At 71.8% G+C, this 20,861-nt stretch carries 21 protein-coding genes and 1 tRNA gene; 11 read left to right on the plus strand and 11 right to left on the minus strand.

Translation table 11 applies throughout. The features are described 5' to 3' along the window. Positions 1-28: 28 nt before the first annotated feature. Both KOI35_RS36940 and KOI35_RS36945 read right to left on the minus strand, forming a co-directional pair. Positions 29-1,156 (minus strand): epoxide hydrolase family protein, encoded by a 1,128-nt coding sequence (locus tag KOI35_RS36940; RefSeq protein ID WP_215793342.1) that lies wholly within the window; start codon positions 1,154-1,156, stop codon positions 29-31. A gap of 75 nt (positions 1,157-1,231) precedes the next feature. After that, positions 1,232-1,966 (minus strand): hypothetical protein, encoded by a 735-nt coding sequence (locus KOI35_RS36945; protein ID WP_215793343.1) that lies wholly within the window; start codon positions 1,964-1,966, stop codon positions 1,232-1,234. Between the two features lie 66 nt (positions 1,967-2,032). Between KOI35_RS36945 and KOI35_RS36950 the strand changes: the two genes are divergently transcribed. Further along, positions 2,033-2,518 carry a MarR family winged helix-turn-helix transcriptional regulator gene (locus tag KOI35_RS36950; protein WP_215793344.1) on the plus strand — a complete coding sequence of 162 codons (486 nt, stop codon included), beginning with the start codon at positions 2,033-2,035 and terminating at the stop codon, positions 2,516-2,518. Here the strand turns inward: KOI35_RS36950 and KOI35_RS36955 are convergent. Next, on the minus strand, positions 2,511-2,966 hold the full coding sequence (locus tag KOI35_RS36955) for a hypothetical protein (protein ID WP_215793345.1): 456 nt from the start codon (positions 2,964-2,966) through the stop codon (positions 2,511-2,513). The genes KOI35_RS36950 and KOI35_RS36955 overlap by 8 nt on opposite strands. Before the next feature lie 45 nt (positions 2,967-3,011). On the opposite strand from KOI35_RS36955, the gene KOI35_RS36960 reads away from it, so the two are divergent. Then, a complete protein-coding gene (locus KOI35_RS36960; RefSeq protein ID WP_215793346.1) occupies positions 3,012-3,626 on the plus strand; it encodes a TetR/AcrR family transcriptional regulator in 615 nt (204 codons plus the stop codon). Here the strand turns inward: KOI35_RS36960 and KOI35_RS36965 are convergent. The 3 genes from KOI35_RS36965 to KOI35_RS36975 all read right to left on the minus strand — a co-directional run bounded on the left by KOI35_RS36965 (position 3,623) and on the right by KOI35_RS36975 (position 6,835). Next, entirely contained in the window at positions 3,623-4,642 is a 1,020-nt protein-coding gene (locus KOI35_RS36965; protein WP_215793347.1) for a cellulose binding domain-containing protein, read from the minus strand. The two genes, KOI35_RS36960 and KOI35_RS36965, sit on opposite strands and share 4 nt — an antisense overlap. A 38-nt stretch (positions 4,643-4,680) precedes the next feature. Then, the gene (locus KOI35_RS36970; RefSeq protein ID WP_215793348.1) at positions 4,681-6,762 is read right to left on the minus strand and encodes a hypothetical protein; all 2,082 of its coding nucleotides are present in this window, start codon (positions 6,760-6,762) and stop codon (positions 4,681-4,683) included. 1 nt (position 6,763) lies between these two features. Further along, a tRNA-Pro gene (locus KOI35_RS36975) sits at positions 6,764-6,835 on the minus strand. 87 nt (positions 6,836-6,922) lie between these two features. Here KOI35_RS36975 and KOI35_RS36980 point away from each other — a divergent pair. Continuing rightward, positions 6,923-7,843 (plus strand): S66 peptidase family protein, encoded by a 921-nt coding sequence (locus tag KOI35_RS36980; protein WP_215793349.1) that lies wholly within the window; start codon positions 6,923-6,925, stop codon positions 7,841-7,843. Between the two features lie 3 nt (positions 7,844-7,846). Here KOI35_RS36980 and KOI35_RS36985 read toward each other — a convergent pair whose 3' ends face one another. Continuing rightward, entirely contained in the window at positions 7,847-8,212 is a 366-nt protein-coding gene (locus KOI35_RS36985; RefSeq protein WP_215793350.1) for a VOC family protein, read from the minus strand. On the opposite strand from KOI35_RS36985, the gene KOI35_RS36990 reads away from it, so the two are divergent. From KOI35_RS36990 to KOI35_RS37005, 4 genes are read left to right on the plus strand one after another with little or no spacing between them, the layout of a single operon-like run. Further along, positions 8,211-10,178, plus strand: a complete 1,968-nt coding sequence (locus KOI35_RS36990) for a hybrid sensor histidine kinase/response regulator (RefSeq protein ID WP_215793351.1) — start codon at positions 8,211-8,213, stop codon at positions 10,176-10,178. The genes KOI35_RS36985 and KOI35_RS36990 overlap by 2 nt on opposite strands. 19 nt (positions 10,179-10,197) lie before the next feature. Beyond that, positions 10,198-11,265: a hypothetical protein gene (locus KOI35_RS36995; RefSeq protein WP_215793352.1), complete on the plus strand. Its 1,068-nt coding sequence runs from the start codon at positions 10,198-10,200 to the stop codon at positions 11,263-11,265. 56 nt (positions 11,266-11,321) lie between these two features. Then, positions 11,322-12,137: an SAM-dependent methyltransferase gene (locus KOI35_RS37000; protein WP_215793496.1), complete on the plus strand. Its 816-nt coding sequence runs from the start codon at positions 11,322-11,324 to the stop codon at positions 12,135-12,137. Next, positions 12,134-13,738 (plus strand): putative bifunctional diguanylate cyclase/phosphodiesterase, encoded by a 1,605-nt coding sequence (locus tag KOI35_RS37005; protein WP_215793353.1) that lies wholly within the window; start codon positions 12,134-12,136, stop codon positions 13,736-13,738. The genes KOI35_RS37000 and KOI35_RS37005 overlap by 4 nt, the downstream gene beginning before the upstream one ends. Here the strand turns inward: KOI35_RS37005 and KOI35_RS37010 are convergent. Beyond that, complete coding sequence (locus KOI35_RS37010; RefSeq protein WP_215793354.1) at positions 13,735-14,628, minus strand: AbfB domain-containing protein; 894 nt, start codon at positions 14,626-14,628, stop codon at positions 13,735-13,737. The genes KOI35_RS37005 and KOI35_RS37010 overlap by 4 nt on opposite strands. A gap of 187 nt (positions 14,629-14,815) precedes the next feature. Between KOI35_RS37010 and KOI35_RS37015 the strand changes: the two genes are divergently transcribed. The 4 genes from KOI35_RS37015 (at position 14,816) to KOI35_RS37030 (ending at position 19,423) form a co-directional block, all read left to right on the plus strand. Further along, complete coding sequence (locus KOI35_RS37015) at positions 14,816-15,856, plus strand: hypothetical protein (protein WP_215793355.1); 1,041 nt, start codon at positions 14,816-14,818, stop codon at positions 15,854-15,856. 229 nt (positions 15,857-16,085) lie between these two features. Continuing rightward, positions 16,086-18,296 carry a glycoside hydrolase family 9 protein gene (locus tag KOI35_RS37020; RefSeq protein WP_215793356.1) on the plus strand — a complete coding sequence of 737 codons (2,211 nt, stop codon included), beginning with the start codon at positions 16,086-16,088 and terminating at the stop codon, positions 18,294-18,296. 41 nt (positions 18,297-18,337) lie between these two features. Then, entirely contained in the window at positions 18,338-18,892 is a 555-nt protein-coding gene (locus tag KOI35_RS37025) for a DUF2087 domain-containing protein (protein WP_215793357.1), read from the plus strand. Between the two features lie 90 nt (positions 18,893-18,982). After that, complete coding sequence (locus KOI35_RS37030) at positions 18,983-19,423, plus strand: hypothetical protein (protein ID WP_215793358.1); 441 nt, start codon at positions 18,983-18,985, stop codon at positions 19,421-19,423. Here the strand turns inward: KOI35_RS37030 and KOI35_RS37035 are convergent. Genes KOI35_RS37035 through KOI35_RS37045 form a run of 3 tightly spaced genes read right to left on the minus strand, consistent with a single transcriptional unit; the run spans position 19,407 to position 20,820 of the window. Next, complete coding sequence (locus KOI35_RS37035) at positions 19,407-19,829, minus strand: hypothetical protein (protein WP_215793359.1); 423 nt, start codon at positions 19,827-19,829, stop codon at positions 19,407-19,409. The genes KOI35_RS37030 and KOI35_RS37035 overlap by 17 nt on opposite strands. Further along, a complete protein-coding gene (locus KOI35_RS37040) occupies positions 19,826-20,371 on the minus strand; it encodes an NAD(P)H-dependent oxidoreductase (RefSeq protein WP_215793360.1) in 546 nt (181 codons plus the stop codon). The genes KOI35_RS37035 and KOI35_RS37040 overlap by 4 nt, the downstream gene beginning before the upstream one ends. Further along, positions 20,368-20,820, minus strand: coding sequence for a MarR family winged helix-turn-helix transcriptional regulator (locus tag KOI35_RS37045; RefSeq protein WP_215793361.1), 453 nt, complete (start codon positions 20,818-20,820; stop codon positions 20,368-20,370). The genes KOI35_RS37040 and KOI35_RS37045 overlap by 4 nt, the downstream gene beginning before the upstream one ends. Between the last annotated feature and the right edge of the window lie 41 nt (positions 20,821-20,861).

A 20,861-nucleotide genomic window follows, 5' to 3' on the forward strand; every position in this document is an offset into this window, starting at 1 on the left:
CCTCCTCGGGTCAGTGGCTCGTGTGGACCTAACGCCGGTAGGGGCGGAAGAACTCGCGCAGCTCCTCGGCGTAGATCTCCGGCTCTTCGAACGGCGCGAAATGGCCCCCCGCCGCCGCCTCGGTGACGTGGACGGTGTTGGCCGTGCGGTCGAGCCACTCGCGCGGCGGCTTGAGGAGGTCGGCGGGGAACAGGGTGAAGCCGGACGGCACCTCGACGCGGCGTTCGAGCTGGGTGGCAGGGATCGCGGCGTTCGCCCGGTACATGCGCATCGACGAGCCGATCGTGCCGGTCAGCCAGTAGATGGTCAGGTTGGTGAGGATCTCGTCCTTGGTGAAGCGCCGCTCGATGTCGCCGTCGCAGTCGCTCCACGCTCGCATCTTCTCGACGATCCACGCGGCCAGGCCGGCGGGTGAATCGGTCAAGGCGAACGCCGCGGTCTGCGGCTTGGTGCGATGCATTCCCGCGTACGCCCCCTCGCGCGCACCCCAAGCGGCCGCCGCGGCCAGGTATTCGCGTTCCGGTGGGGTCAACGAGGCGGGATCGCCGGCGAAGAAGGGCACTCCGGCGTCCGTACGGTGCACGGCGGTGACCCGGGACGGGTGGTCGAGGGCCAGATAGCGGCTCACGTGGCTGCCCAGGTCGCCGCCCGCCGCGCCGAACCGGCGGTAGCCCAGGTCGGTCATCAGCGCGGCCCACAGGTTGGCCACGTCGATCGAGTCGAGCGGCTGGGCCGGCCGGGCCGAGAACCCGTAGCCGGGCATGTCGGGCACCACCACGTCGAACGCGTCGGCCGGGTCGCCGCCGTGGCCGCCCGGGTCGGTGAGCAGCGGGATCACCTTGGTGTAGCGCCAGAACGAGTCGGGCCAGCCGTGGCTCAGGATCAGCGGGAACGGGTCGGGGCCCTGGCCGCGGGCGTGCACGGCGTGGATCCCGTTGCGGCGTACGTGGGGAAAGGTGTCGAGCGCCGCTTCCTGTTTGCGCCAGTCGAAGCCGTCGGCCCAGTAGGCGACCAGTTCACGCAGGTAGCCGAGGTCGGTGCCCGCTTCCCAGCCCGCGCCCGGGGGCGAGTCGGGCGCGTCGGGCCACCGCGTGGCGCGCAGACGGGCGCGCAGGTCGTCGAGCGCGGCAGGGTCGGCCGTGGGAAGCATCGGCATGCGCCGACCCTAGCGCCGACAGGCCGCCCGGACTGCCCCGGTTCACTCCACCGAGACATCGAAATGTGTCGAATCTCAGGCGATCCGCTCGCCGGCCAGGAACGCCTCGGCCTGCCGGTGCTGGCGGACCGCGCCGATGGCGTGCGCCCAGCGTGAGATCTCCCGGGCCAGTGCCACCGCGCCCGCCTCGTCGCCGGTGTCACGGTGGAGGACGGCGAGCAGCATCTGCTGCGCGAGCGTGCCCCCGACCCGGCCGGTGGCGGCACCGAGGGCGGCGGCCCGTTCCCAGCGTTCCCGGGCCCGGTCGAGGTCGCCGTCGTCGCGGTCGTGGTCGCCCAGGTGGCGCAGCGCCTCCCAGGTGAGCAGGTCGTCGCCCGCGCTCAGCGCGACCCGGTAGTGCGCGGGGGCGGCGGGCCGGTCGCCGGCCAGGTTGTCCAGGATGAGCCCGAGCCACATGTGCGCCCAGCCGGCCCGGACCGGGTCCGGAGCGCTGCCGATCAGGCGGCTCGCCCACGGGCGCAGGTCGTCGCCGCTGGTGGAGCGGGAGAAGACCTGGTCGAAGTAGTCGAGCCGGAGGGCGGCGAACTCGACGTCCCAGGTGCGGCCGCAGATCTTCTCGGCGGCGGCGACCCGGGCGGGCGCTTCGCGTGATCCCGTACGCATGTCGTGCTCCACCGCGACCTCGGCCGCGGTCAGCGCGATCCGTGGATCGTCCGGGCCGGACGCGTCGAGCAGGCGCAGCGCGGTCTCGCCGCGGCCGGCCCGCGCGAGCTCGAGGGCGGCGACGGTGATCTCGTCGATGAGTTCCATGGCCCGGACGGTAGTTATCGGAAAAACTATCCACAAGAAAACTACTTTGGCGCAGGGGTGGGTGGCATGCGGGACACCGCGGACGAGCACGTCGAGGCCTGGGGTGACGAACTGCCGTGGCTCGATCCGGTGCAGGAGGCCATCATCGTGCGCCTGGCCGTGCTCGGCCGGCACCTCACGCAGGCGCGCCGGGCCGCCCTCGACGCGGGCGGGCTCGAGCACGGCCAGTTCAAGATCCTGCTGATGCTGCGGCGCGGGCGGCCGCCGTACGAGGCGGGCCCGTCCGAACTGGCCGACCGGCTGGGCCTGACCCGTGGCGCGCTGTCGGCCCGGCTGGGGCCGCTCGAGGAGGCCGGGCTCATCGAGCGGTCCGGGATGGACGGCGGCGACCGGCGGCGGGTGCGGGTGCGGCTGACCGGGGCCGGGAACGCGGCCTTCGAACGGCACGCGACCACGGAGAACCGCGGGGAGACGGCGCTCCTGGCCACGCTCACTCCGGCCGAGCGGGACACCCTGGCCGACCTGTTGCGCAAGCTGGTCCTGTCTAGATGACGGTGGCCGACCAGATCAGGGTGGCGGCGCCGGTGAAGCAGGCGGCGGTGCGGACGGCGTCGGCCGAACGCAGGCGCCGGTAGGTGGCGTGGCTGAACCCGTCGCGCTGCAGGCGCAGGTGGGACGGGATGGCCACCGTGACCGTGGCCAGCAGGGCGATAAGGCCGGTGGCGGCGATCAGCGCAGTGGCCGCGGCGGGGACCTCGCCGGGGCGTACGAGAGGAAATGCGGCGCAGCCCAGGAAGCCGAGGAAAGCGGGCGCGACGATCACGAACGGGATCCGCCGGTTGTAACGGCGGTGATAGTCCACGAACGAGCCGGCGGGTACGGCGGTGTAGAGCGGATAGCTGACCGCGGTGGTCATCGCCGAGACGCCCGCGAGGTAGATGGTCAGGACGGTCAGGCCGGTGAGGTAGACGTGGCTGAACTCCATGATCGGTGTCCTCAATTTCAATACAGTGTGACTGTAATGAAAGGACCGTAGCATGAGGCCGTGGTTCGGACCTATGACAATGTCGCCCGTCGCGAGCAGGCCTCCCGGCGGCGCACGGCGATCCTCGACGCGTGCCGTGAGCTGCTGGTGAGCAGCGGATACGCCGGGTTGACGATCAAAGCGGTGGCGGCCGCGGCCGAGGTGTCACCCGAGACGATCTACAAGGCCTTCGGGACCAAACGCGGGCTGGTCAAGGCCATGTACGACGTGACGCTGGCCGGGGACGACGCGCCCGAGCCGCTGGCCCGCCGTCCCGAGGTCCTCGCCCTCCTCGCCGAGACCGATCCGAGCGAGAAGATTTTCCGGTACGCCGTGATCGCGCGCGGAATCGGCGAACGGCTGGGCGCCGTGACGGCGGCCCTGGGGTCGGGCGGCCCGGAAGCGGCCGCGATCGTGGCCGAGACCGGGCGGGAACGGCTGGCCGGGGCGACCGCCTTCGCCCGACATCTCGCCGAGGGCGGCCACCTGACGCGTGACGTGGACGTGGTCGCCGACGAAGCCTGGGTGCTGCTCGCGCCCGAGGTCTACCAGGCCGCCACGGCCGGGCGTGGTTGGACGCCCGACCGTTACGAGGACTGGCTGCGGCGGGTGCTCACCGCGACGTTTCTGGCCTAGGCGCAGGGGGATCCGTTGAGGGCGAACGACGTCGGCGCGGCGTTGCTGGTCGTCCAGCGGCCGAGGATGCCCGCGGTGACGCTGCCGCCGGCCGGGATCTTCGTGTTCCAGCGGGCCGCGGTCAGGGTGACGGTCGCGGCGTCCTGGGTGAACGAGGCGTTCCAGGCCGACGAGACGCGCTGGTCGCCGCCCATGGCCAGGGTCAGGGTCCAGCCGTCGACCGCTGTGGTGCCGGTGTTGGTGACGGTCACGTCGGCGACGAAGCCGCCCTTCCACTCCGACGTGGACCGGTAGGTGACCTTGCAGGTTCGGGGCGGCGGGGCGGCCACGTTGACCAGGTTGGACGCGATCGACACGTTGCCGGCGGCGTCCTTGGCCCGCACGTAGTAGTAGCGGCCGAGGGCGGCGTTGCGCAGCGGGGCGACGACCGAGGTGCCGGTGGCCGTCGCGACCAGGGTCGAGGTGTACCAGCCGTCGAAGAAGTAGACGTTGTAGCCGGCCACGCCGACGTTGTCGGTCGCGGCGGTCCAGCTGAGGGCGACGTCGGTTGCGGTGACGTCGGTGGCCCGCAGGCCGGTGGGGGTGGACGGCGGGGTGGTGTCGCCGGTGGTGGCGACCGGGGTCACGACGGTGACGCCCTCGGGCGAGGTGGCGACCAGGCCGTCGGTGCCGCGGGCGAGGACGCTGAAGCGGTACTGCTGGCCGGCCCGGATGTTCCCGGTGATGGTGACCGTGGTGACGTTGCCGACCGGCTGCGACCAGTAGATGTCGTTGAACGCCTGGGTGTAGTTGACGGCGTACTCGGCCAGCGGGGCCGAGCCGGGCACCGAGGCGGTCCACGACAGCGTGACCGACGTCGGGGTGACGGCGGTGGCCCGGAAATCGGCCGGTGCTGACGGCGGTTGCCCGGTCGGCGAGGGGATCGGCGGCGCGGGGGTGCTCGGCGGCGGTGCGGCGCCGGTGAGGGCGGCCAGTGCGACGAACGAGGCGAGCAGCGTGCGTATCCGGGTCCCCATACTGCGAACGTCCACTATGTATCGACAGATGTCAACGCCTACTCGCGGGTCACCAACCAGTGCGGGCCGGTCGTCCAGCCGAGCAGACGGCGGCCTGTCCCCACGGTGCCGCCGGCCGCCGCGTGGGCCAGACCGGCCAGCGCCGGGGCGAGGACGGGTTCGGCGTCGCGGGTCCACCGGGCCAGCCGGGCCTCGGCGTCGCCGGTCAGCGATACGAAGAAGATCAGCTGCCGCCAGGCGTACGCGATGTCCTTGACCGTGGAGAGCGGGCGCGGGTTCCCGGGCAGCCGCCGGGCCAGGCTGTTCGCGGTGGCGAAGGCGCGGTCGGCGCAGTCGGGCGCGGGACGGACTCCGGCCCGGGCGACCAGGGTGGCGAGGTTGTGGGTGGTGAGGATCTGCGCCTGCTCGATGACGGTGCCGTTGGCCGCGACCGACGAACGGGAGCGCGTGCCCGCCCGGTCGCGGCAGAGGGCGTCGAAAGTCGGCGAGGTCGACGGGACGTGGGCGTAGTCGATGCCGTAGTAGCGCTCGTAGAGGGTGCCCTCGAGCAGGTCGGCGGCGATCGTGGCGGCGGCCGGGAAACTTGCCGCGAACCTGCCCTCGAAGATGTCGGCGGCCAGTTCGCTGACCCATGGCAGGCCGTCGCCGGCCTCGCGGCTGAGCGCGGACAGTTCGCGGACCAGCGGGTTGGGCAGCTGAGTGCCCGGGAAGGCGTCGACCGCGACCTGGCCGAGCCGCTGAAGCGTGGCCCGCGCGGCATCACGGGTGTCGTCGCCGGACACGCGATGGGCCTCGACCGCGCGCACCCACGGCAGCTCGCCGAGCCGGACCTGACGCTCGAGGTTGAGCAGCAGCAGCGAGCGGCGGTTGCGGAAGGCGCGATAGGTGGCGGCCATCAGGGTCCGCAGAGCCTTCTCCCGGTACGGGGCGGCCGCCGTTGCCGCCGCCAGTTGCGGAACGAGGCCGGCCAGCACCTCGGCCGACCCGATGACACGGGTCGCGACGAGCTCCTCGACGGTGCCGGCGCGGGCCCGCTCGACCGCCTTGCGCAGGCTCTCGGGGAATTCGGCGCCTGCCAGCACGGCGTCGACGCCGGCGATACCCAGCGACGGCGGGTGCGCGGCCAGACGGCGTACGAGAAGCTGGGCCAGCTCGTGATGGGACGGGCGGGCGGTCTGGGCCGCCTGGCGGGCGCGCAGGGCCGCATGCGGGGCCGAGCCGGGACGCCCGCGCCGGGCCAGCATCGAGTCGACGGCGTGCTGCAGCAGACCGCGCGTGCTGAGCTCGCCGCCGGACACCGATTCCTGCAGGGAACGGCGCAGGACGGCGAGGTTCTCCTTGGGGCGACGGTGCTTGGTGCAGCGGGTGTGCGCGGCGGCCAGCTGCTCGTAGCGCCGGAGGAGGGCCCCGGCGCGGACCCGCCACTCGTCGTCGAGGGTGACGGCGACCCGGCCGTCGACCACGGTCTCGCACCACAGTGTGAGCAGCTCGTCGGCGAACGGGTTCCAGACCGTCAGGGCCTCCCGCTGGGCCTCGACCCGGGGATCGGGCGTGCGGCGGGCGAGGCGGTCGCGGGCCTGGGCGGCGGTTTCGCGCCAGACGATGTCGGGGTCGGTGACCGGCGCCTGGGACGGCTCGGGGGAGAAGCGGAGCCGGTCGGTGTAGGGGGCGATCTCCTTGAGCACGGCCACCGCGGCGTCGCGGTCGCCCGCCCGCAGCAGCCACGCGATCGTCAGCAGGGCGGCGTGCTCGGGCAGCTCGATCCGGTAGGCGCCGCTGTCGAGCAGGTGGGACAGCTCGGCCAGGCCTTCCTCGGACAGGTAGTGGTCGAACCGGGCGCCGCCGTCGTCGTCGATCGCGGCGGCGGCCCGGCCGGTCGCGAAACCGCCCCGGACAACCTCAGGCGTGACCCAGGCGGGCAGGCCGGCCACCGGAGCGCGGGAACCGATGGACAGGACGCCCGACAGCATTCCGCTCAGCACCTCCGACCAGCGGCGCACCCGCTCGTCGGCACGGCGGCGGGTCGGCTCGTCGTCGTGGCCGGTCGCCGTCGCGTAGGCCCGGGCCAGCTCGCTCGCGGCGTAGGCCGGATCGGCCGTACGGGTGTCGTCGTTCTCCATGCCGGCGTGGCGGGCCCTGCCCCCGCGCCCTCCGGGTCCCGAGCCCGGTGCTCTGCTGCTGAGCTACACGCCGTTGTCCGCATCTCGCCCGCGGACCGGCTGACGGTATCGCCGCCGCGGGGTTGTCCGCCGCCGAATTATCGCGGGTAGGCTCGCCTGCGTGATCACTGCGCGGCGGCTGGTCGAGGGTGACCTGGTGGCGCTGGTGTCGCCCGCGGGGGCCAGCGAACCCGGGCGCATCGCCGCGACGGTGGCGGCCCTCGAAGGGTGGGGCCTGCGGGTGCGGCTCGGTGGGCACGCCGGTGGCCGGCACACCTTCTTCGCCGGTACGGACGACGAGCGGCTGAGCGACCTCAACGCGGCGCTGCGCGACCCAGCCGTGCGGGGGGTCTTCTGCATGCGCGGCGGCTACGGCATGCAGCGGATCGTGGACGGGGTCGACTTCGAGGCCGTGCGCCGCGATCCCAAGGTGGTGATGGGATTCAGCGACATCACGGCGCTGCATGCGGCCCTGTGGCGCGAGACCGGGCTGGTGACCGTGCACGGGCCGACCGCGGGGCAGTTCGAGCGCGGCCCGTCGTCGCTGACGGTGCAGGCGGCCCGGCGTGCGGTCACGGTGGGCGGGCAGGTCACCGTCAGCGCGGATCCGGCCGAGGGAACCTACGGCGTACGCGTCGACGGGGTGGCCGAGGGCACCCTGCTCGGCGGCAACCTGGCCCTGCTGGCGACCACGATCGGCACCCGGCACGCGCTCGACCTCGACGGCGCGATCCTGCTGCTCGAGGACGTGGACGAGCAGCCCTACCGGATCGACCGCATGCTCGTGCACCTGCGGCGGGCCGGCTGGTTCGACGGGCTGCGCGGGGTCGCCCTGGGCCAGTTCACCAACTGCGCCGACACGAACCCGCACTACCCGCCGGTCGCCGAGGTGCTGCGCGAGCAGTTGAGCGCGCTGGGCGTGCCGGTGCTGGGCGGGCTCCCGATCGGCCACGGCGACCAGCAGATCGCCGTGGGCCTGGGAGTGCCCGCCCGGCTCGACGCGACCAACGGGCTCCTGGTGGTCGGCCCGGCTGTGGTCTGAGGCCTACTTCTCGGCCCAGACGCCCAGCTCGTTGCCGCTCGGGTCGGCGAAGTGGAAACGCCGGCCACCGGGGAACTCGTAGGGCCCCTCGACGACCCGGCCCCCGGCGGCGCGGACCGCCTCGGCGGTGGCGTCGAGGTCGGACGAGAAGAGCAGAACGAGCGGGCCGCCGACCCCGACCGGCTCGCCCGGCCGCAGGCCACCGGACTCGCCGTCGCCGCCCGGCCGGCGGATGCCGGAGTAGTCCGGGCCGTAGTCGTTGAACTGCCAGCCGAACGCCTCGCCGTAGAACCGCTTGGCCTCGGCCAGGTCGCCCACCGTGATCTCGATGTAGTCGATGGCGTGGTGCTGATGCGTCTGTTCGGTCATGCCGGGCAGTCTGCCCCGGAGGTACGACATTTTCGGCGCCGCTCAGTCCGACACCGGGTATGCCGATAGGACGATCGTGGCGGAACAGGTCTACACCCTGGGCAACCTGGTCATCATGAGCGCCTACGCGGCGATCACGGTGGCGATCCTGGGACCGGTGATCCGGGCGCGGCAGCTGTGGAGCAACAAGCTCGCCGTGACCACCGGCATGATCTTCTTCAGCTGTGCGGTCGGGCACGGACTGCACGCCTTCATGGCCATCCGCGCCCTGCAGACCGGCGACAGCCACAGTCATCTCCAGCCCGGGTGGGAGTGGCCGACGGCGCTCTGGGACATGTTCACCGCGCTGGTCGGCGTCTACTACTGGACGCTGCGTCGCAGCTACAAGGTGCTGCTCGGCGGCGGATCCATCTTCACCTCGCCCGGGGAGCAGAACCGCCTCGAGGAGGCCGGGGCCCGGGAGCAGGCCGCCCTCAACGCGGCCGAGAAGCACCGGGCGACCCTGGCCGCCGTGGTCGAGCACACCGACGACGCGATCATCGGGGTGAACCTGGAGGGCCGGGTGACCGCCTGGAACCGCGGAGCCGAGCGGCTGTTCGGCTACAACGCGGGCGCGGCCATCGGCCAGCCCATGTCGATCTTCTCGGGCGACTCGTCGTCGGCCGACCAGATGGCCTACATCGCGCGCATCCGGCACGGTGAGCGGCACATCCACTACGAGGCCCGCCGGGTGCACCGCAACGGGTCGCCGCTCGAGCTGTCGATCAACATGGCCCCGATCCGCAACGCGGCGGGCGAGGTCACCGGCGTGTCGGTGACCGCCCGCGAGATCAGCGAGCAGAAGGCCGCCGCCGACGAGCGGCGGGCCTCCGACGACCGCGCGCACCAGGTGCAGCGGATGGAGAGCCTGGGCAAACTGGCCGGTGGGCTGGCCCACGACTTCAACAACATCCTCGGCATCATCGTCAACTACACCGAGTTCGCCATCGACGAGACCGGGGACAAGCCCGCCGTACGGGAAGATCTGGAGCACGTCCGGTCGGCGGCGGACCGGGCCATGGCGCTGACCCGGCAGTTGCAGACCTTCACCCGCGGCGCCGGCTCGCAGCCCCGCGAGGTCGACCTGACCGCCGCGCTGGAGGAGGCCCGGCAGCGCCTCGAACCACAGGTCGGCGAGCGGATCACGATCGTCAGCCGCCCGGCCCCGGCGGCGCTCACCGTGCGGGCCGACCCGGGGCAGCTGCAGCAGGTGCTGGAGCAACTGGCCACCAACGCCCGCGACGCGATGCCGGACGGCGGCACCCTCGTGCTCGAGGCGAACGCCCACGACGACCAGGCCCGCATCCTGGTGAGTGACACCGGCACCGGCATGCCCCCGGACATCGTCGAGCGCGTCTTCGAACCGTTCTTCACCACCAAACCGGGCAAGGGCGCCGGGATGGGGCTGGCCGCGGTCTACGGCATGGTGACCGAGGCGGGCGGCGAGATCGCCGTCTACTCCGAGCCCGGCGTCGGCACCACGTTCCGCGTCCATCTGCCGCTGGTCGCGCCGACCGCCCCGGCCGAGCGGGCCGCCCCGCCGTCGGGTGACGGCCGGACGATCCTGGTCGTCGAGCACGAACCGGCGCTGATGCGCGCGGCGACCCGCATCCTGACCGTGGCCGGATATCAGGTGCTGGCCGCGACGACCGGCCCCGAGGCGCTGGTGGTCCTGGGCGACCGCACGGCCGACGCCCTGGTCACCGACGTCGTGATGCCCGACATGACCGGGCCGCGGCTGGCCGAACTGCTGCACGAGCGCGCGCCGGGCCTGCCGGTGGTCTACATGTCCGGCTACAGCAGCGGCATGCTCGACGTGACCGGGCTGCTCGACCCGGCCGCCCCGTTCGTCGAGAAGCCCTTCACCGCCCACGATCTGCTGCACACCGTGCACGAAGCACTGCACCGGACACCGTCGGCCGTCTGAGGTCGGGCACAATGCCCGGATGAGCACCGGGGCCGCGCTCGTCTTCCTCGCCGTGGTGGCGGCACGCTTCCTGCTGCCCCTCGCGATCCCGTACTTCCCGCTGCCCGCCGTGGTGGCCTGCCTGGTGCTCGACGGCGTGGACCAGACGATCTTCCAGTCCTTCGGGTACGACCCGCCCGGCTACCAGTCGTACGACAAGGCCATGGACGTCTACTACCTGGCCGTCGCCTATCTGTCGACGCTGCGGAACTGGACCAACGTGGCGGCGTTCGAGATCTCCCGGTTCCTGTTCTTCTACCGGCTGATCGGAGCTCTGCTGTTCGAGCTGACCGGGGCGCGCTGGCTGCTGCTGGTGTTCCCCAACGTGTTCGAGTACTTCTTCATCGCGTACGAGGCGATCCGGTCCCGCTGGTCGCCGGTCAACCTGCTGGTCGGCTGGTGGCTGAGCGTGGCCGCGGTGATCTGGGTGGTGGTGAAGCTGCCGCAGGAGTGGTGGCTGCACGTGGCCCGGCTCGACCTGACCGACCAGATCGCCGCCCACCAGTGGATCGTCGGGCTGATCGTCGCGATCGTGGCAGGTGCCGTCGTGCTTCTGCGGCGGGTGGTGTGGCCGCGGCTGGGCCCGTACGACTGGACGTGGCGGATCCGGCCCGAACCGCTGCCCGAGGAGATCGACGAGGCGCACGAGCAGAGCGCCTGGCGCAGCCGCAACGACCGGGTGTGGTCGTGGAACACGCTGGAGAAGGTGCTGCTGCTCGGCCTGGTCTGCTGCATCTTCGGAAAGATGCTGCCCGACTACAGCGGCTCGACGGCCTCGCTCTTCCTCGGCGTCGGCGTCACGGTGGTGCTGAACGCCGCGGTGACGCTGGCGGTGGCCCGGCGCAGCTGGACCGTGACGTCGATGGCGTTGTCCTTCGCCGTGCGGTTGCTGCTGAACGTGATCTACGCGTGGGTCGCCAACTGGTTCCTGGGCCGCGAGATCGACGGCTTCGAGACGATGTTCTTCCTCACCATGATCTCGCTGATCACCACGTTGCACGACCGCTGGCGGCCGGTGCACGGCTTCCGGGTCCGGCAGGTCGCCTAGATCGACTTCGATGATCCTCCACTGTGGGCACTAGGATGCTGGGCGTGGGGGAACAGATGAGCGAATCGTACGGATGGGTGCCGGAAGGCGTCGACATCACGGTGCCGGACGCGTCGCGCGTCTACGACTACGCGCTGGGCGGCGTGCACAACTTTGCCGTCGACCGCGAGTTCTGGCACCGGGCGGAAAAGATGTTCCCCGAGGCGCGGCTCGTCGCCCGGGCCAACCGGGCCTTCCTCGGCCGGGTGGTGCGCCGGCTGAGCGCCCAGGGCATCCGCCAGTTCCTCGACGTCGGCTCGGGCATCCCCACGCTGGGCAACGTGCACGAGGTGGCGCAGGACGCCGACCCCGAGGCCCGGGTCCTCTACGTCGACATCGACCCGATCGCCGTGCAGCAGAGCCGCAGCCTGCTCACCGGCAACCCGTACGCCCGGGTCATCGAGGGCGACCTGCGCAAACCCGACGGCATCCTCTACCATCCGGACACGCTCGACCTGTTCGACTTCGGCGAGCCGGTCGCCGTGCTCACCCTGGCCGTGCTGCACTTCGTGCCCGACGAGGCCGACCCGGCGGGCCTGCTGCACCGCCTCGGCGAGCCGCTGGTCGCCGGCAGCCACCTGGTCATCTCGCACCTCGGCCCCGATGACACGCCCGAGGGCCGGGAGGCGCAGGAACGCGGCCGCCGGCTGTACGAGAAGACGCCGACCCCGTTGGTGATCCGCACCCGCGAGCAGGTCGCCGCCCTCATCGGCGACGGCTTCACGCTGCTCGAACCGGGCGTGGTGGCGGCCACCGGGTGGCATCCCGACCCCGACGAGGCCGGCGATCCACCGCAGCCGATGACGCTGGTGGCGGTGGCCCGGAAATCATGAGCCTGGACGACCTCGCCGGCGAATGGCTGCGCGGCGTGGCGGCCGCGGGCTTCGTCCCCGGCGTCCGGGCCCGGGCCCGCGCCGCCCTGCGCGACCTGCTCGAGGAGTTCGTGGCGGCGGTGCGCGCCGAACCGTTCGACCCCGCGCCCGGTACCCGCATCGGCGCCGAACTGGTCGACCTGCGCATGTCCGCGCCTCCGGTGCTCGGCGTGACGGTCCACCTGCTCGCCGGCCGGATGCCGGGCATCATCGGCGAAGACCCGGTTTCCCGTACGCGGCTGCTCGCGCTCCTCGACACCCTGGTCACCGGTTTCGTGGCCGCCCAGCGTGATGCCGCCGTACGGGCCGCCGAAGAGATGAACCGGTCGGAAAAGATCCACTGGCGCGCGGTCCAGCTCGACCTGCAGCGGCAGTTGCAGCAGGCGCTCCTGCACCGTCCCGACACCGGCCTGCCCAACGAGCAGCACCTGCGCAAGACGCTGGCCGCGATGAGCCCCGGGGGACGGCTCGGCCTGCTGCTGGTCGGCCTCGACCGCTACGACGAGGTGATCGACACGCTGGGCCCGCAGCAGGGCACCCGGCTGCTGTCCTCGATCGCGCGCCGGCTGCGCCCGCTCGGCATCCTGGCCCACCTGGCCGACGACCAGTTCGCCGTACTGGTGCCGGGCACGACCGGCCCGGACGACCTGATCAAGGTGGCCGACCAGGCCCACCGGGTGCTCTCGGCGCCGTTCCCGATCGACGGTCACCAGTTGCACATGACCGTCCTGATCGGCCTGGTCGAGCGGCCGGTCGCGGGCGGCGACCCGGACGGCTGGCTGCACGACGCCCGCCTGGCCCTGCGCTGGGCGGACCACGACCGGCGCGGTCCCGAGCTCTACGACCCCGGCCGCGCGGCCGACGAACGCCGCCGGCACCGGCTCGCCGCCGAGATGCCCGCCGCCCTCGAGCGCGGCGAGTTCACGCTGCACTATCAGCCGCTGGTCCGGCTGGCCGACGGCGAGACCATCGGCGTGGAGGCGCTGGCCCGCTGGCAGCGGCCCGGGGCGCCCGGCCCGCTGCGGTTCATCCGGGTCGCCGAGCGCACCGGCCTGATCCACCGCCTGGGCCGCACGCTGCTCGAACAGGCCTGCCGCCAGGGTGCGGCCTGGCCCGACCGGCTGATCAGCGTGAACCTGTCACCGGTGCAACTGGGCGAGCCCGGCCTGGTCGCGGCGGTGGCCGACATCCTGCACCGGACCGGTCTGCCCGCGGGCCGCCTCCAGCTCGAGATCACCGAGTCGGCCGAGTCGCTGCGCTACCGGTCGGTGCTGGCCGGGCTGGGCGGGCTCGGGGTGCGGCTGGCCCTGGACGACTTCGGCACCGGCTGGTCCAGCCTGGCCGTGCTCAGCACGCTGCCGTTCACCGAGGCCAAACTGGCCGGCGAGTTCCTGCTGAGCACACCCGACGCGGTGCTGCGCCACCTGGTCGAGGCCTGCCACGCGCTCGGCATGACCGTCACCGCCGAAGGCATCGAGACCGCCGAGCAGGCGACGACCCTGCGCGACCTCGGATGCGACCACGGGCAGGGCTACCACCTGGGCCGCCCCGCCCCCGCCTAAACAGCGTCGGCGGGCACCACGGCGGTGGCGCTCTCGGGGGAGGCCTGCTCGAGGCGGACGACGCCGTCGCGGGCGACCCAGAAACGGCCCGGATAATTGACCGATTCCAGAACCAGTGCGGTGCCCCCGTTGACCGTGCGCGGACAGAATGTGGCGTCCTGGTCGAACAATGACGAACGGTCGCGCTGCTCGAGGCGCAGCACGAAGTTGCGGTGCCGGAGGAAATAGCCCGGATAGTTTTCTGATTCGAGAGAGACGCAGTCCCGATCGGCCAATCCGGTGCGGCCGGTGAATCGGGAATCGTGCCGGTCGAGCCGCGAACTGCCGTCGCTGATCGGGTCGAAGCGGGCCACGAAGTCGCGGTGCCGCAGCCGGAGGTCGCCGCGGCCGACCGGTACGAGCCCGACCGTCCGGCCGACCGTCAGCTGCACGGCGGGCGGCTTGGACGGGGGCGTCCGGGTGGTGGGCCGCTTTGTCGTCGTGGCCTCGGTGGGCCGGTTGTGGCTGGGTGAGCGGGTGACCGACCCGGGGCTGCTGGCAGCGGCCGAGGGTGACGATGAGGGTGACGGCAGGATCGTGACGGGGGCGGAGGGCACGAACGGTGGCAGCACCACCCGCTGCGACAGGGTGGGACCTTCGTTGTCGCCGCGCAGCGCGAGCGCGGTCAGACCGGCGACCAGGATCAGGGTGCCGGTCGCGGCGGCCAGCACGGCCCGGCGGCCGAGACCGCCCTCGGCGTGCCGGCGGATGGGCCCGCTCAGCAATGCCGCGGAAATGGCGGAGACCCGGTTGCGAGGAGGAACGGGAGGACGGAGCGGACCCTTCGTGTCGCGATAGGGCGGCACCCAGCCGCCGATCCGCAGCCGATCGGGACGTTCCTCGTCGGGCATGTGAATCCCTAAAGTCTTTCTTAAGCTGTCGGAAAGGCATTCTTACGGCGAATGCGGTCAATGGCAAGAGTCCGGACTCGCCGGAGAAGGACCGCCGGGAATCGAACCGTCCTCGTGTCCTGCCCGTACCTCCCGGTGACGGCGCCCGGATCGACGGGCCGCCGCGGCCGCCACCGAAGGAGGCGTGATGGACGACGCCGCCGATGTTCCGCCCGACTACGACACCGGGACCTATGCGGGGTCGGCGCCACCCGCCGTGGCCGCGTCGATGCCCCGCATCTCCGACTACTGGCCGGACAAGACGGGCGCCGCGCCGGTCCCCCCGCCGGAGGCTCCGACGACGATCATCGCTCCGCCGCCGGAACCGCCGCGCCGCCGCCTGCGTCTGCTGGCCGCTTCCCTCGGCGCGGTGCTGTTCCTCGGCGTCAGCGTGGTGGTGCTGACCCGGCTGGTCGCCGGGGGCGACGACCCGGCGCCGGTCCCGACCGCGGCCGGCGACTCCGGCATCATCGTCGGCGGCAGCCCCAACCCGCCGGTCTCGGTCGCGCCGCCGCCCGCGCCGACCTCGGCCGCGGCCACCACCGCGCCCCCGGCCACGGCGCCCGCCTCGCCCGCCCCGCCCGCCGGGCCGGCCTTCGAGGCGGGCACGTTCGTGCTGGCCAGCGGCCTCACCGAGATCAACGTGACGCTGGGCCGGCCGCAGAACAACGGCATCGCCCGGGTGAGCTCGCCCTCGGGCAGCGGCGTGGTGCCGGACGCGAAGCTCAACGGCACCGACCTGACCCTCACCGCCGAGCGTAAGGGCGACAAGGGCAGCGGCGACGTCCACGTGGTGCTCGACGAGCGGATCGTCTGGACCGTACGGATGGAGGGCGGGGTCCGCCGCGGCTCGTTCGACATGGCCAAGGGCTCGGTCCGCGACTTCTACTTCGAGGGCGGTGCCAACGAGCTCGACCTGACCCTGCCCCGGCAGGACCGGCAGATCGAGATCCGGATGGCCGGCGGCGTGCACGAGTGGCGGATCGGCACCGAGGGCGAGTTCCGGGTCAAGGTGCGGGTCCGCAAGGGCGCGGGCGAGATCACCCTGAACGGCGACCGCGACGAGAGCATCGACGGCGGCCGGACGGTGCGAGCCCGCGGCCGCGACGACAAGTCCGGCGGGCTGACCATCGAGGCGGTGGGCGGGATCGGGTCGCTTTCGGTGTCCCCATTGGAGAACAGCGCCTGATTCGCTCTTGGGCGTGACCACTCACTCAGGTCGCCGTAGTGGGCTTTGCGTTCTGGACGCGCCAGCGGCCTGCGAAGCCCGCTGCGGTCCCCGCGGGAGCGACGGTCCGTACCCACCACCCCGCCGGGACAGGAAGCCGTTGATCTGCGGTTTTGTCGAAACGCTTCGAGGGGCCGATTCTGTTACGGGTTCGTTGACATGGCGTGACGGCTTCGATCAATATGTTTCCATGTCTCTCTGGGAGCGCTCCCGCATTCTGGCCGTGGTCGGCACGGCGGCATTGATAACGACGGCTCTGGCGGTGCCCGCGAGCGCCGCCGAGGTCGAACAGGTGGTGAACGGCGGCTTCGACGACGGCACGGCACCGTTCTGGGCCAACGGCGGCATGACGCTGGCGCTCGACGACGGGCGCGGCTGTGTGGACGTGCCGGGCGGCACCGCGAACAAGTGGGACGCGATCGTCGGGCAGAACGACATCGATCTCGTGGCGGGGGAGAGCTACCGGTTCTCGTTCGACGCCAGCGGCAGCGCGGCGAAGTCGGCGCGCGCGGTGGTCGGGCTGGCGGTCGACCCGTACGACACCTACTTCGAACAGTCGCCGGTGCTGGGCGATACCGCGCACTACGAGTGGACGTTCGCCGCGAGCACGACGACCGCGCAGGGGCAGGTGGCGTTCCAGGTGGGCGGCAGCCCCGACCCGTGGAGGTTCTGCGTGGACAACGTGTCGCTGGTGGGCGGGGTGCCGCCGGAGACGTACGAGCCGGACACCGGTCCGCGGGTGCGGGTCAACCAGGTGGCCTACCTGCCGGACGGGCCCAAGGCGGCGACGCTGGTGACTTCGGCGACCACGCCGTTGCCGTGGACGCTGCGGGACAAGAACGGCCGTTCGGTGGCGACCGGCCGTTCCGTACCGCGCGGAGTGGACGTTTCGTCGGGCCAGAATGTGCAGACGATCGACTTCGGCCGGTATTCGCGCAAGGGCACCGGGTTCACGCTGACGGCGGACGGCGAGACCAGCCGGCCGTTCGCCATCGACGCGGCCGCGTACGAGCGACTTCGCGCGGATTCGCTCAAGTTCTATTACACGCAGCGCAGCGGGATCGCGATCGACGACGCGCTGCGGCCGGGCTACGGGCGACCGGCCGGGCACATCGGCGTGGCCCCGAACCAGGGCGACACGGACGTGCCGTGCCAGGCCGGGGTGTGCGACTACCGGCTCGACGTGCGGGGCGGCTGGTACGACGCGGGCGACCACGGCAAGTACGTGGTCAACGGCGGCATCTCGGTGTGGGAGCTGCTGAACGCGTACGAGCGCTCGCCGGGTCTGCGCAAGGTCGGCCTGGCCATCCCGGAGAGCGGCAACGGCACCCCGGACGTGCTGAACGAGGTGCGCTGGGAGCTCGACTTCCTGCTCCGGATGCAGGTGCCGGCCGGGAAGCCGTATGCGGGCATGGCGCACCACAAGATCCACGACCAGGCCTGGACCGGGCTGCCGTTACTGCCCAACCTGGACCCGCAACCGCGCGAACTGCACCCGGTGTCGACGGCCGCGACGCTCAACCTGGCCGCCACCGCCGCGCAGGCCGCGCGCGTCTACAAGCGGTACGACCGCGCGTTTGCTGCGCGTGCGTTGTCCGCGGCGCGCACCGCCTACACGGCCGCGAAGGCCAACCCGGCCCTGTTCGCGCCGGAGTCGGACGGGATCGGCGGCGGACCGTACAACGACGCCAAGGTGAGCGACGACTTCTACTGGGCCGCGGCCGAGCTGTTCCTGACCACCGGTGAGAAGCAGTACTCGGCCGACATCCTGGCGTCGCCCGAGCACAAGGCGGACGTGTTCGGTGCGGGCGCGTTCGACTGGGGCAACACGGCCGCGGCCGGACGCCTCGACCTGGCGCTGGTGCCGAACCGCCTGCCCGGCCTGGCCGCGGTCAAGGCCTCGGTGGTGGCGGGTGCGGACAAGTATCTGGCCATTCAGAAGCAGCACCCGTACGGCGTTCCGTACGCGCCCGCGAACAACATGTGGGACTGGGGCTCGAACAGCACGATCCTCAACAACATGGTGGTCATCGCGGCCGCGCACGAACTGACCGGACGCGACCGCTACCGCGACGGCGTGCTGACCGGGCTCGACTACATCTTCGGGCGCAACGCGCTCAACATGTCCTACGTGACCGGGTACGGCGAGGTGAGCTCGCACAACCAGCACAGCCGGTGGTACGCCAAGCAGCTCGACCCGAGTCTGCCGAACCCGCCGGTGGGCACGCTCTCGGGCGGACCCAACTCGTCCATCCAGGACCCGTACGCACAGAGCAAGCTCACCGGATGCGTCGGCCAGTTCTGCTACATCGACGACATCCAGTCCTGGTCCACGAACGAGCTGACGATCAACTGGAATGCGCCGCTGGCGTGGATCGCGGCGTACGTGGCCGGCCTGTAATCGGCTTTTGAAACGGCGCGGGCGAGCCTAGGTTGACTTGTGTGTCTGCCGAAGCCGCCCGCGCCGCCGAGATCCTGAGCCAGCTGGCCGTCCCGTTGCGTCTGCGGGCGTACACCGAGCTCGTCCATCGGGGCGCTTCCGGCGCCTCGATCGCCGAGCTGGCCTACACGCTCGACGTGACGGTCCAGAACGCCGGCGAGGCCCTGGCCCGGCTGGTCGGGGCCGGGCTGGCGACGGGGACGGCCAACGGTATCTATCGCGCCTCGCCGGGCGAACTGCGGGAGGCGGCCCAGGCCGTCGGGCGGGCCCAGCCGATCGCGGCCTATCTGGGCGACTATCCGCAGCTGCGGGCCAACTTCACGCACGGGCGGCTCTCGACGATGCCGCCGACGTTGAGCGAGCGCTACGCGCAGCTGGGGGAGTTGCTGGCGCGCTTCCTGCGGCTCGACGGCCTCTACGACGAGGGCGAGATCAACCGGCGGCTGGCCGCGGTGACCGACGACGTGGCCGCAGTGCGCCGCATGCTCGTCGAGACGGGCTGGCTCGAGCGCGACCAGGCCGGGACGACATACGGTCCGGGGCGCCTGGTGCGCTGACCGTCTACACGTGCGGTGGTCCGGTCTGGGGGCACTTATGTGCGCAAGTCGCGCATCCATTTGGGTCGATGACTGTCTACACTCGGATCTGTGGTTGAACGCGTTCAAGGAAGAGGTCTCCTGGGCTGGACGCTCGGGGTGCTGGCGCTGGCCGTGGTCATCCGCGGTGTCGCCGCGGTGAGCTCGATGTTCGTGGCCGGCCCGGTGCTGGGGCCGATCTCGATCGTGCTGTGGTTCTTTCTGGGGCCGATCGCCGTCGTGGTCGAGATCATGGCTGCCCTGGCCGTCGTCAACGCCGGTGTGGTCGTCGCCGGGATGGTCGCACTGGGTCGTCCCGGATCGGTGCGGGCGGCCCGTTACCTGGCCGTCTTCATCGTGGTCGACTCGGTGTTCTACATGATCACGACGATCGTGATGACTCCTGCGGCGTACGGGAACGAGATGGTCGTCATGGTGGTCGCGAACGCCGGTCTGGTGCTGGCCGCGCTCGGCCTGCTCCGCAGCGCCCGGGCCGTCAGTCCCAGTAGTTGAAGAGCGCATCACCGAGCGTCTCCGGCTTCCAGAACCGGACGTCGTACTCGGTGAGCTGCGGCCATTCCCGCGCGTCGAAAGGGTCGGCCAGCTCGGCCGTAGTCATCACCCGGAAGGCGCGCGTCTCGACCAGGGCCACGGTCAGCTCCGGGTGGTCGACGAACGTCAGCGGGCCCGACTCCAGCGCGGTCGCCTCGGCGAAGCTGATCACCCGCGGCTCGGCGAGGGCGGCGACCCCGGTGTCACGGGCGAGGACCACCGCGATTTCCGTACGGTCGCGGAAGGCCAGGATGCCCTGATGGAAGTTGGGCGTGACCCCGTCGGACACCCGGAACCCGGTGACGGTGGCCCGGACGCGGCCGGCTGCCTTGTGACAGGCTCGGCGGAACTCCCGCAGGTCGGTCATGGGAACAGCCCCTCCACGGCTTCGGCCGGGTTGTCGTCGCGGGTCAGCAGGATGAAGCCGGCCTCATCGGCCCGGGTGCCGATCCGGTCGATGAGCATGGTGGCGCGCATCGCCTGGTAGAGGCCGTCCGCCTCGAGTCGGGCAAGCGGATGGCCGGCCGTGCACAGGACAACTGCCTTGCGTACGGAAATCGGATTGCCGGTGTGATGGGCGAACCCGGCCGTCCAGACCCGGTCGAACCAGCCCTTGAGGATCGCGGGGCAGTCGGCCCACCAGACCGGATAGACGAACGCCCACATGTCGGCCGCGGCGAGGCGAGCCTGTTCGGCGGCGACGTCATCGGCAACCGGGAGATCGGTGCGGTAGGCGGACTCGCGCGCATACTCCGCGGCGCTCAGTTCGGTGCGGAAGCCCATCGCGTACAGGTCGGAGAGGGTGTGGGTGTGTCCCTGCCGGGTGAGCGTGGTCTGCAGCGCGGCGAGCACCTCGCGGGTGAACCCGCGGTCGGCGGGATGGGCGAAGACGATGTGGACGTGCGTCATCGGGGCTGGGTCATGTGGGCGGTCATCGTCGTGCGCAGGCGGGTGGCGATCGTCGCGACCAGGTCCAGGTCGGCCGGGGAATAGTCGGCCAGGACGTCTTTCAGCTGCTGGTTGAGGGGCTCGTAGAAGCCGGCCGCCTCGGCGTGGATGGCCGGGGTGGAGTGCAGCGTGACGATCCGGCGGTCGGTGTGCTCCCGGGTCCGGGTGACATGGCCGGCTGCCTCCAGGCGGTTGAGCAGGATCGACGTCGCGCCGGTGGTCAGGTCGAGACGCTCGGCCAGGCGGGCCGGGGTGAGCGGCTCGCCGTGGTCCTCGGCCGCGATGATCTGGACGATCGCGGCGGCGTCGGTCGGGTGCATCTGGCGGCTGCGGGCGAACTGGCGGCCCAGCTCGCTCTGCGCGGCCGCCAGCAGGGCCAGGACCTCGATGACCCGCTGCGCCTCCGCCACGTGTTGCAATCTATCACGTCGCAAAGTAGCTTTGCGGCATA

This window comes from Paractinoplanes bogorensis (genome assembly GCF_018829635.1).
In the GTDB taxonomy this organism is placed as follows: Bacteria; Actinomycetota; Actinomycetes; order Mycobacteriales; family Micromonosporaceae; genus Actinoplanes; species Actinoplanes bogorensis.

Excerpts from the sequence above, each read along its gene's own strand:
- KOI35_RS36940 (WP_215793342.1), bottom strand. The coding sequence starts at position 1,156 with ATGCCGATGCTTCCCACGGCCGACCCTGCCGCGCTCGACGACCTGCGC.
- KOI35_RS36945 (WP_215793343.1), bottom strand. The coding sequence starts at position 1,966 with ATGGAACTCATCGACGAGATCACCGTCGCCGCCCTCGAGCTCGCGCGG.
- KOI35_RS36950 (WP_215793344.1), top strand. The coding sequence starts at position 2,033 with ATGCGGGACACCGCGGACGAGCACGTCGAGGCCTGGGGTGACGAACTG.
- KOI35_RS36965 (WP_215793347.1), bottom strand. The coding sequence starts at position 4,642 with ATGGGGACCCGGATACGCACGCTGCTCGCCTCGTTCGTCGCACTGGCC.
- KOI35_RS36970 (WP_215793348.1), bottom strand. The coding sequence starts at position 6,762 with ATGGAGAACGACGACACCCGTACGGCCGATCCGGCCTACGCCGCGAGC.
- KOI35_RS36990 (WP_215793351.1), top strand. The coding sequence starts at position 8,211 with ATGCCGGGCAGTCTGCCCCGGAGGTACGACATTTTCGGCGCCGCTCAG.
- KOI35_RS36985 (WP_215793350.1), bottom strand. The coding sequence starts at position 8,212 with ATGACCGAACAGACGCATCAGCACCACGCCATCGACTACATCGAGATC.
- KOI35_RS36995 (WP_215793352.1), top strand. The coding sequence starts at position 10,198 with ATGAGCACCGGGGCCGCGCTCGTCTTCCTCGCCGTGGTGGCGGCACGC.
- KOI35_RS37000 (WP_215793496.1), top strand. The coding sequence starts at position 11,322 with ATGAGCGAATCGTACGGATGGGTGCCGGAAGGCGTCGACATCACGGTG.
- KOI35_RS37005 (WP_215793353.1), top strand. The coding sequence starts at position 12,134 with ATGAGCCTGGACGACCTCGCCGGCGAATGGCTGCGCGGCGTGGCGGCC.
- KOI35_RS37010 (WP_215793354.1), bottom strand. The coding sequence starts at position 14,628 with ATGCCCGACGAGGAACGTCCCGATCGGCTGCGGATCGGCGGCTGGGTG.
- KOI35_RS37015 (WP_215793355.1), top strand. The coding sequence starts at position 14,816 with ATGGACGACGCCGCCGATGTTCCGCCCGACTACGACACCGGGACCTAT.
- KOI35_RS37020 (WP_215793356.1), top strand. The coding sequence starts at position 16,086 with ATGTCTCTCTGGGAGCGCTCCCGCATTCTGGCCGTGGTCGGCACGGCG.
- KOI35_RS37035 (WP_215793359.1), bottom strand. The coding sequence starts at position 19,829 with ATGACCGACCTGCGGGAGTTCCGCCGAGCCTGTCACAAGGCAGCCGGC.
- KOI35_RS37040 (WP_215793360.1), bottom strand. The coding sequence starts at position 20,371 with ATGACGCACGTCCACATCGTCTTCGCCCATCCCGCCGACCGCGGGTTC.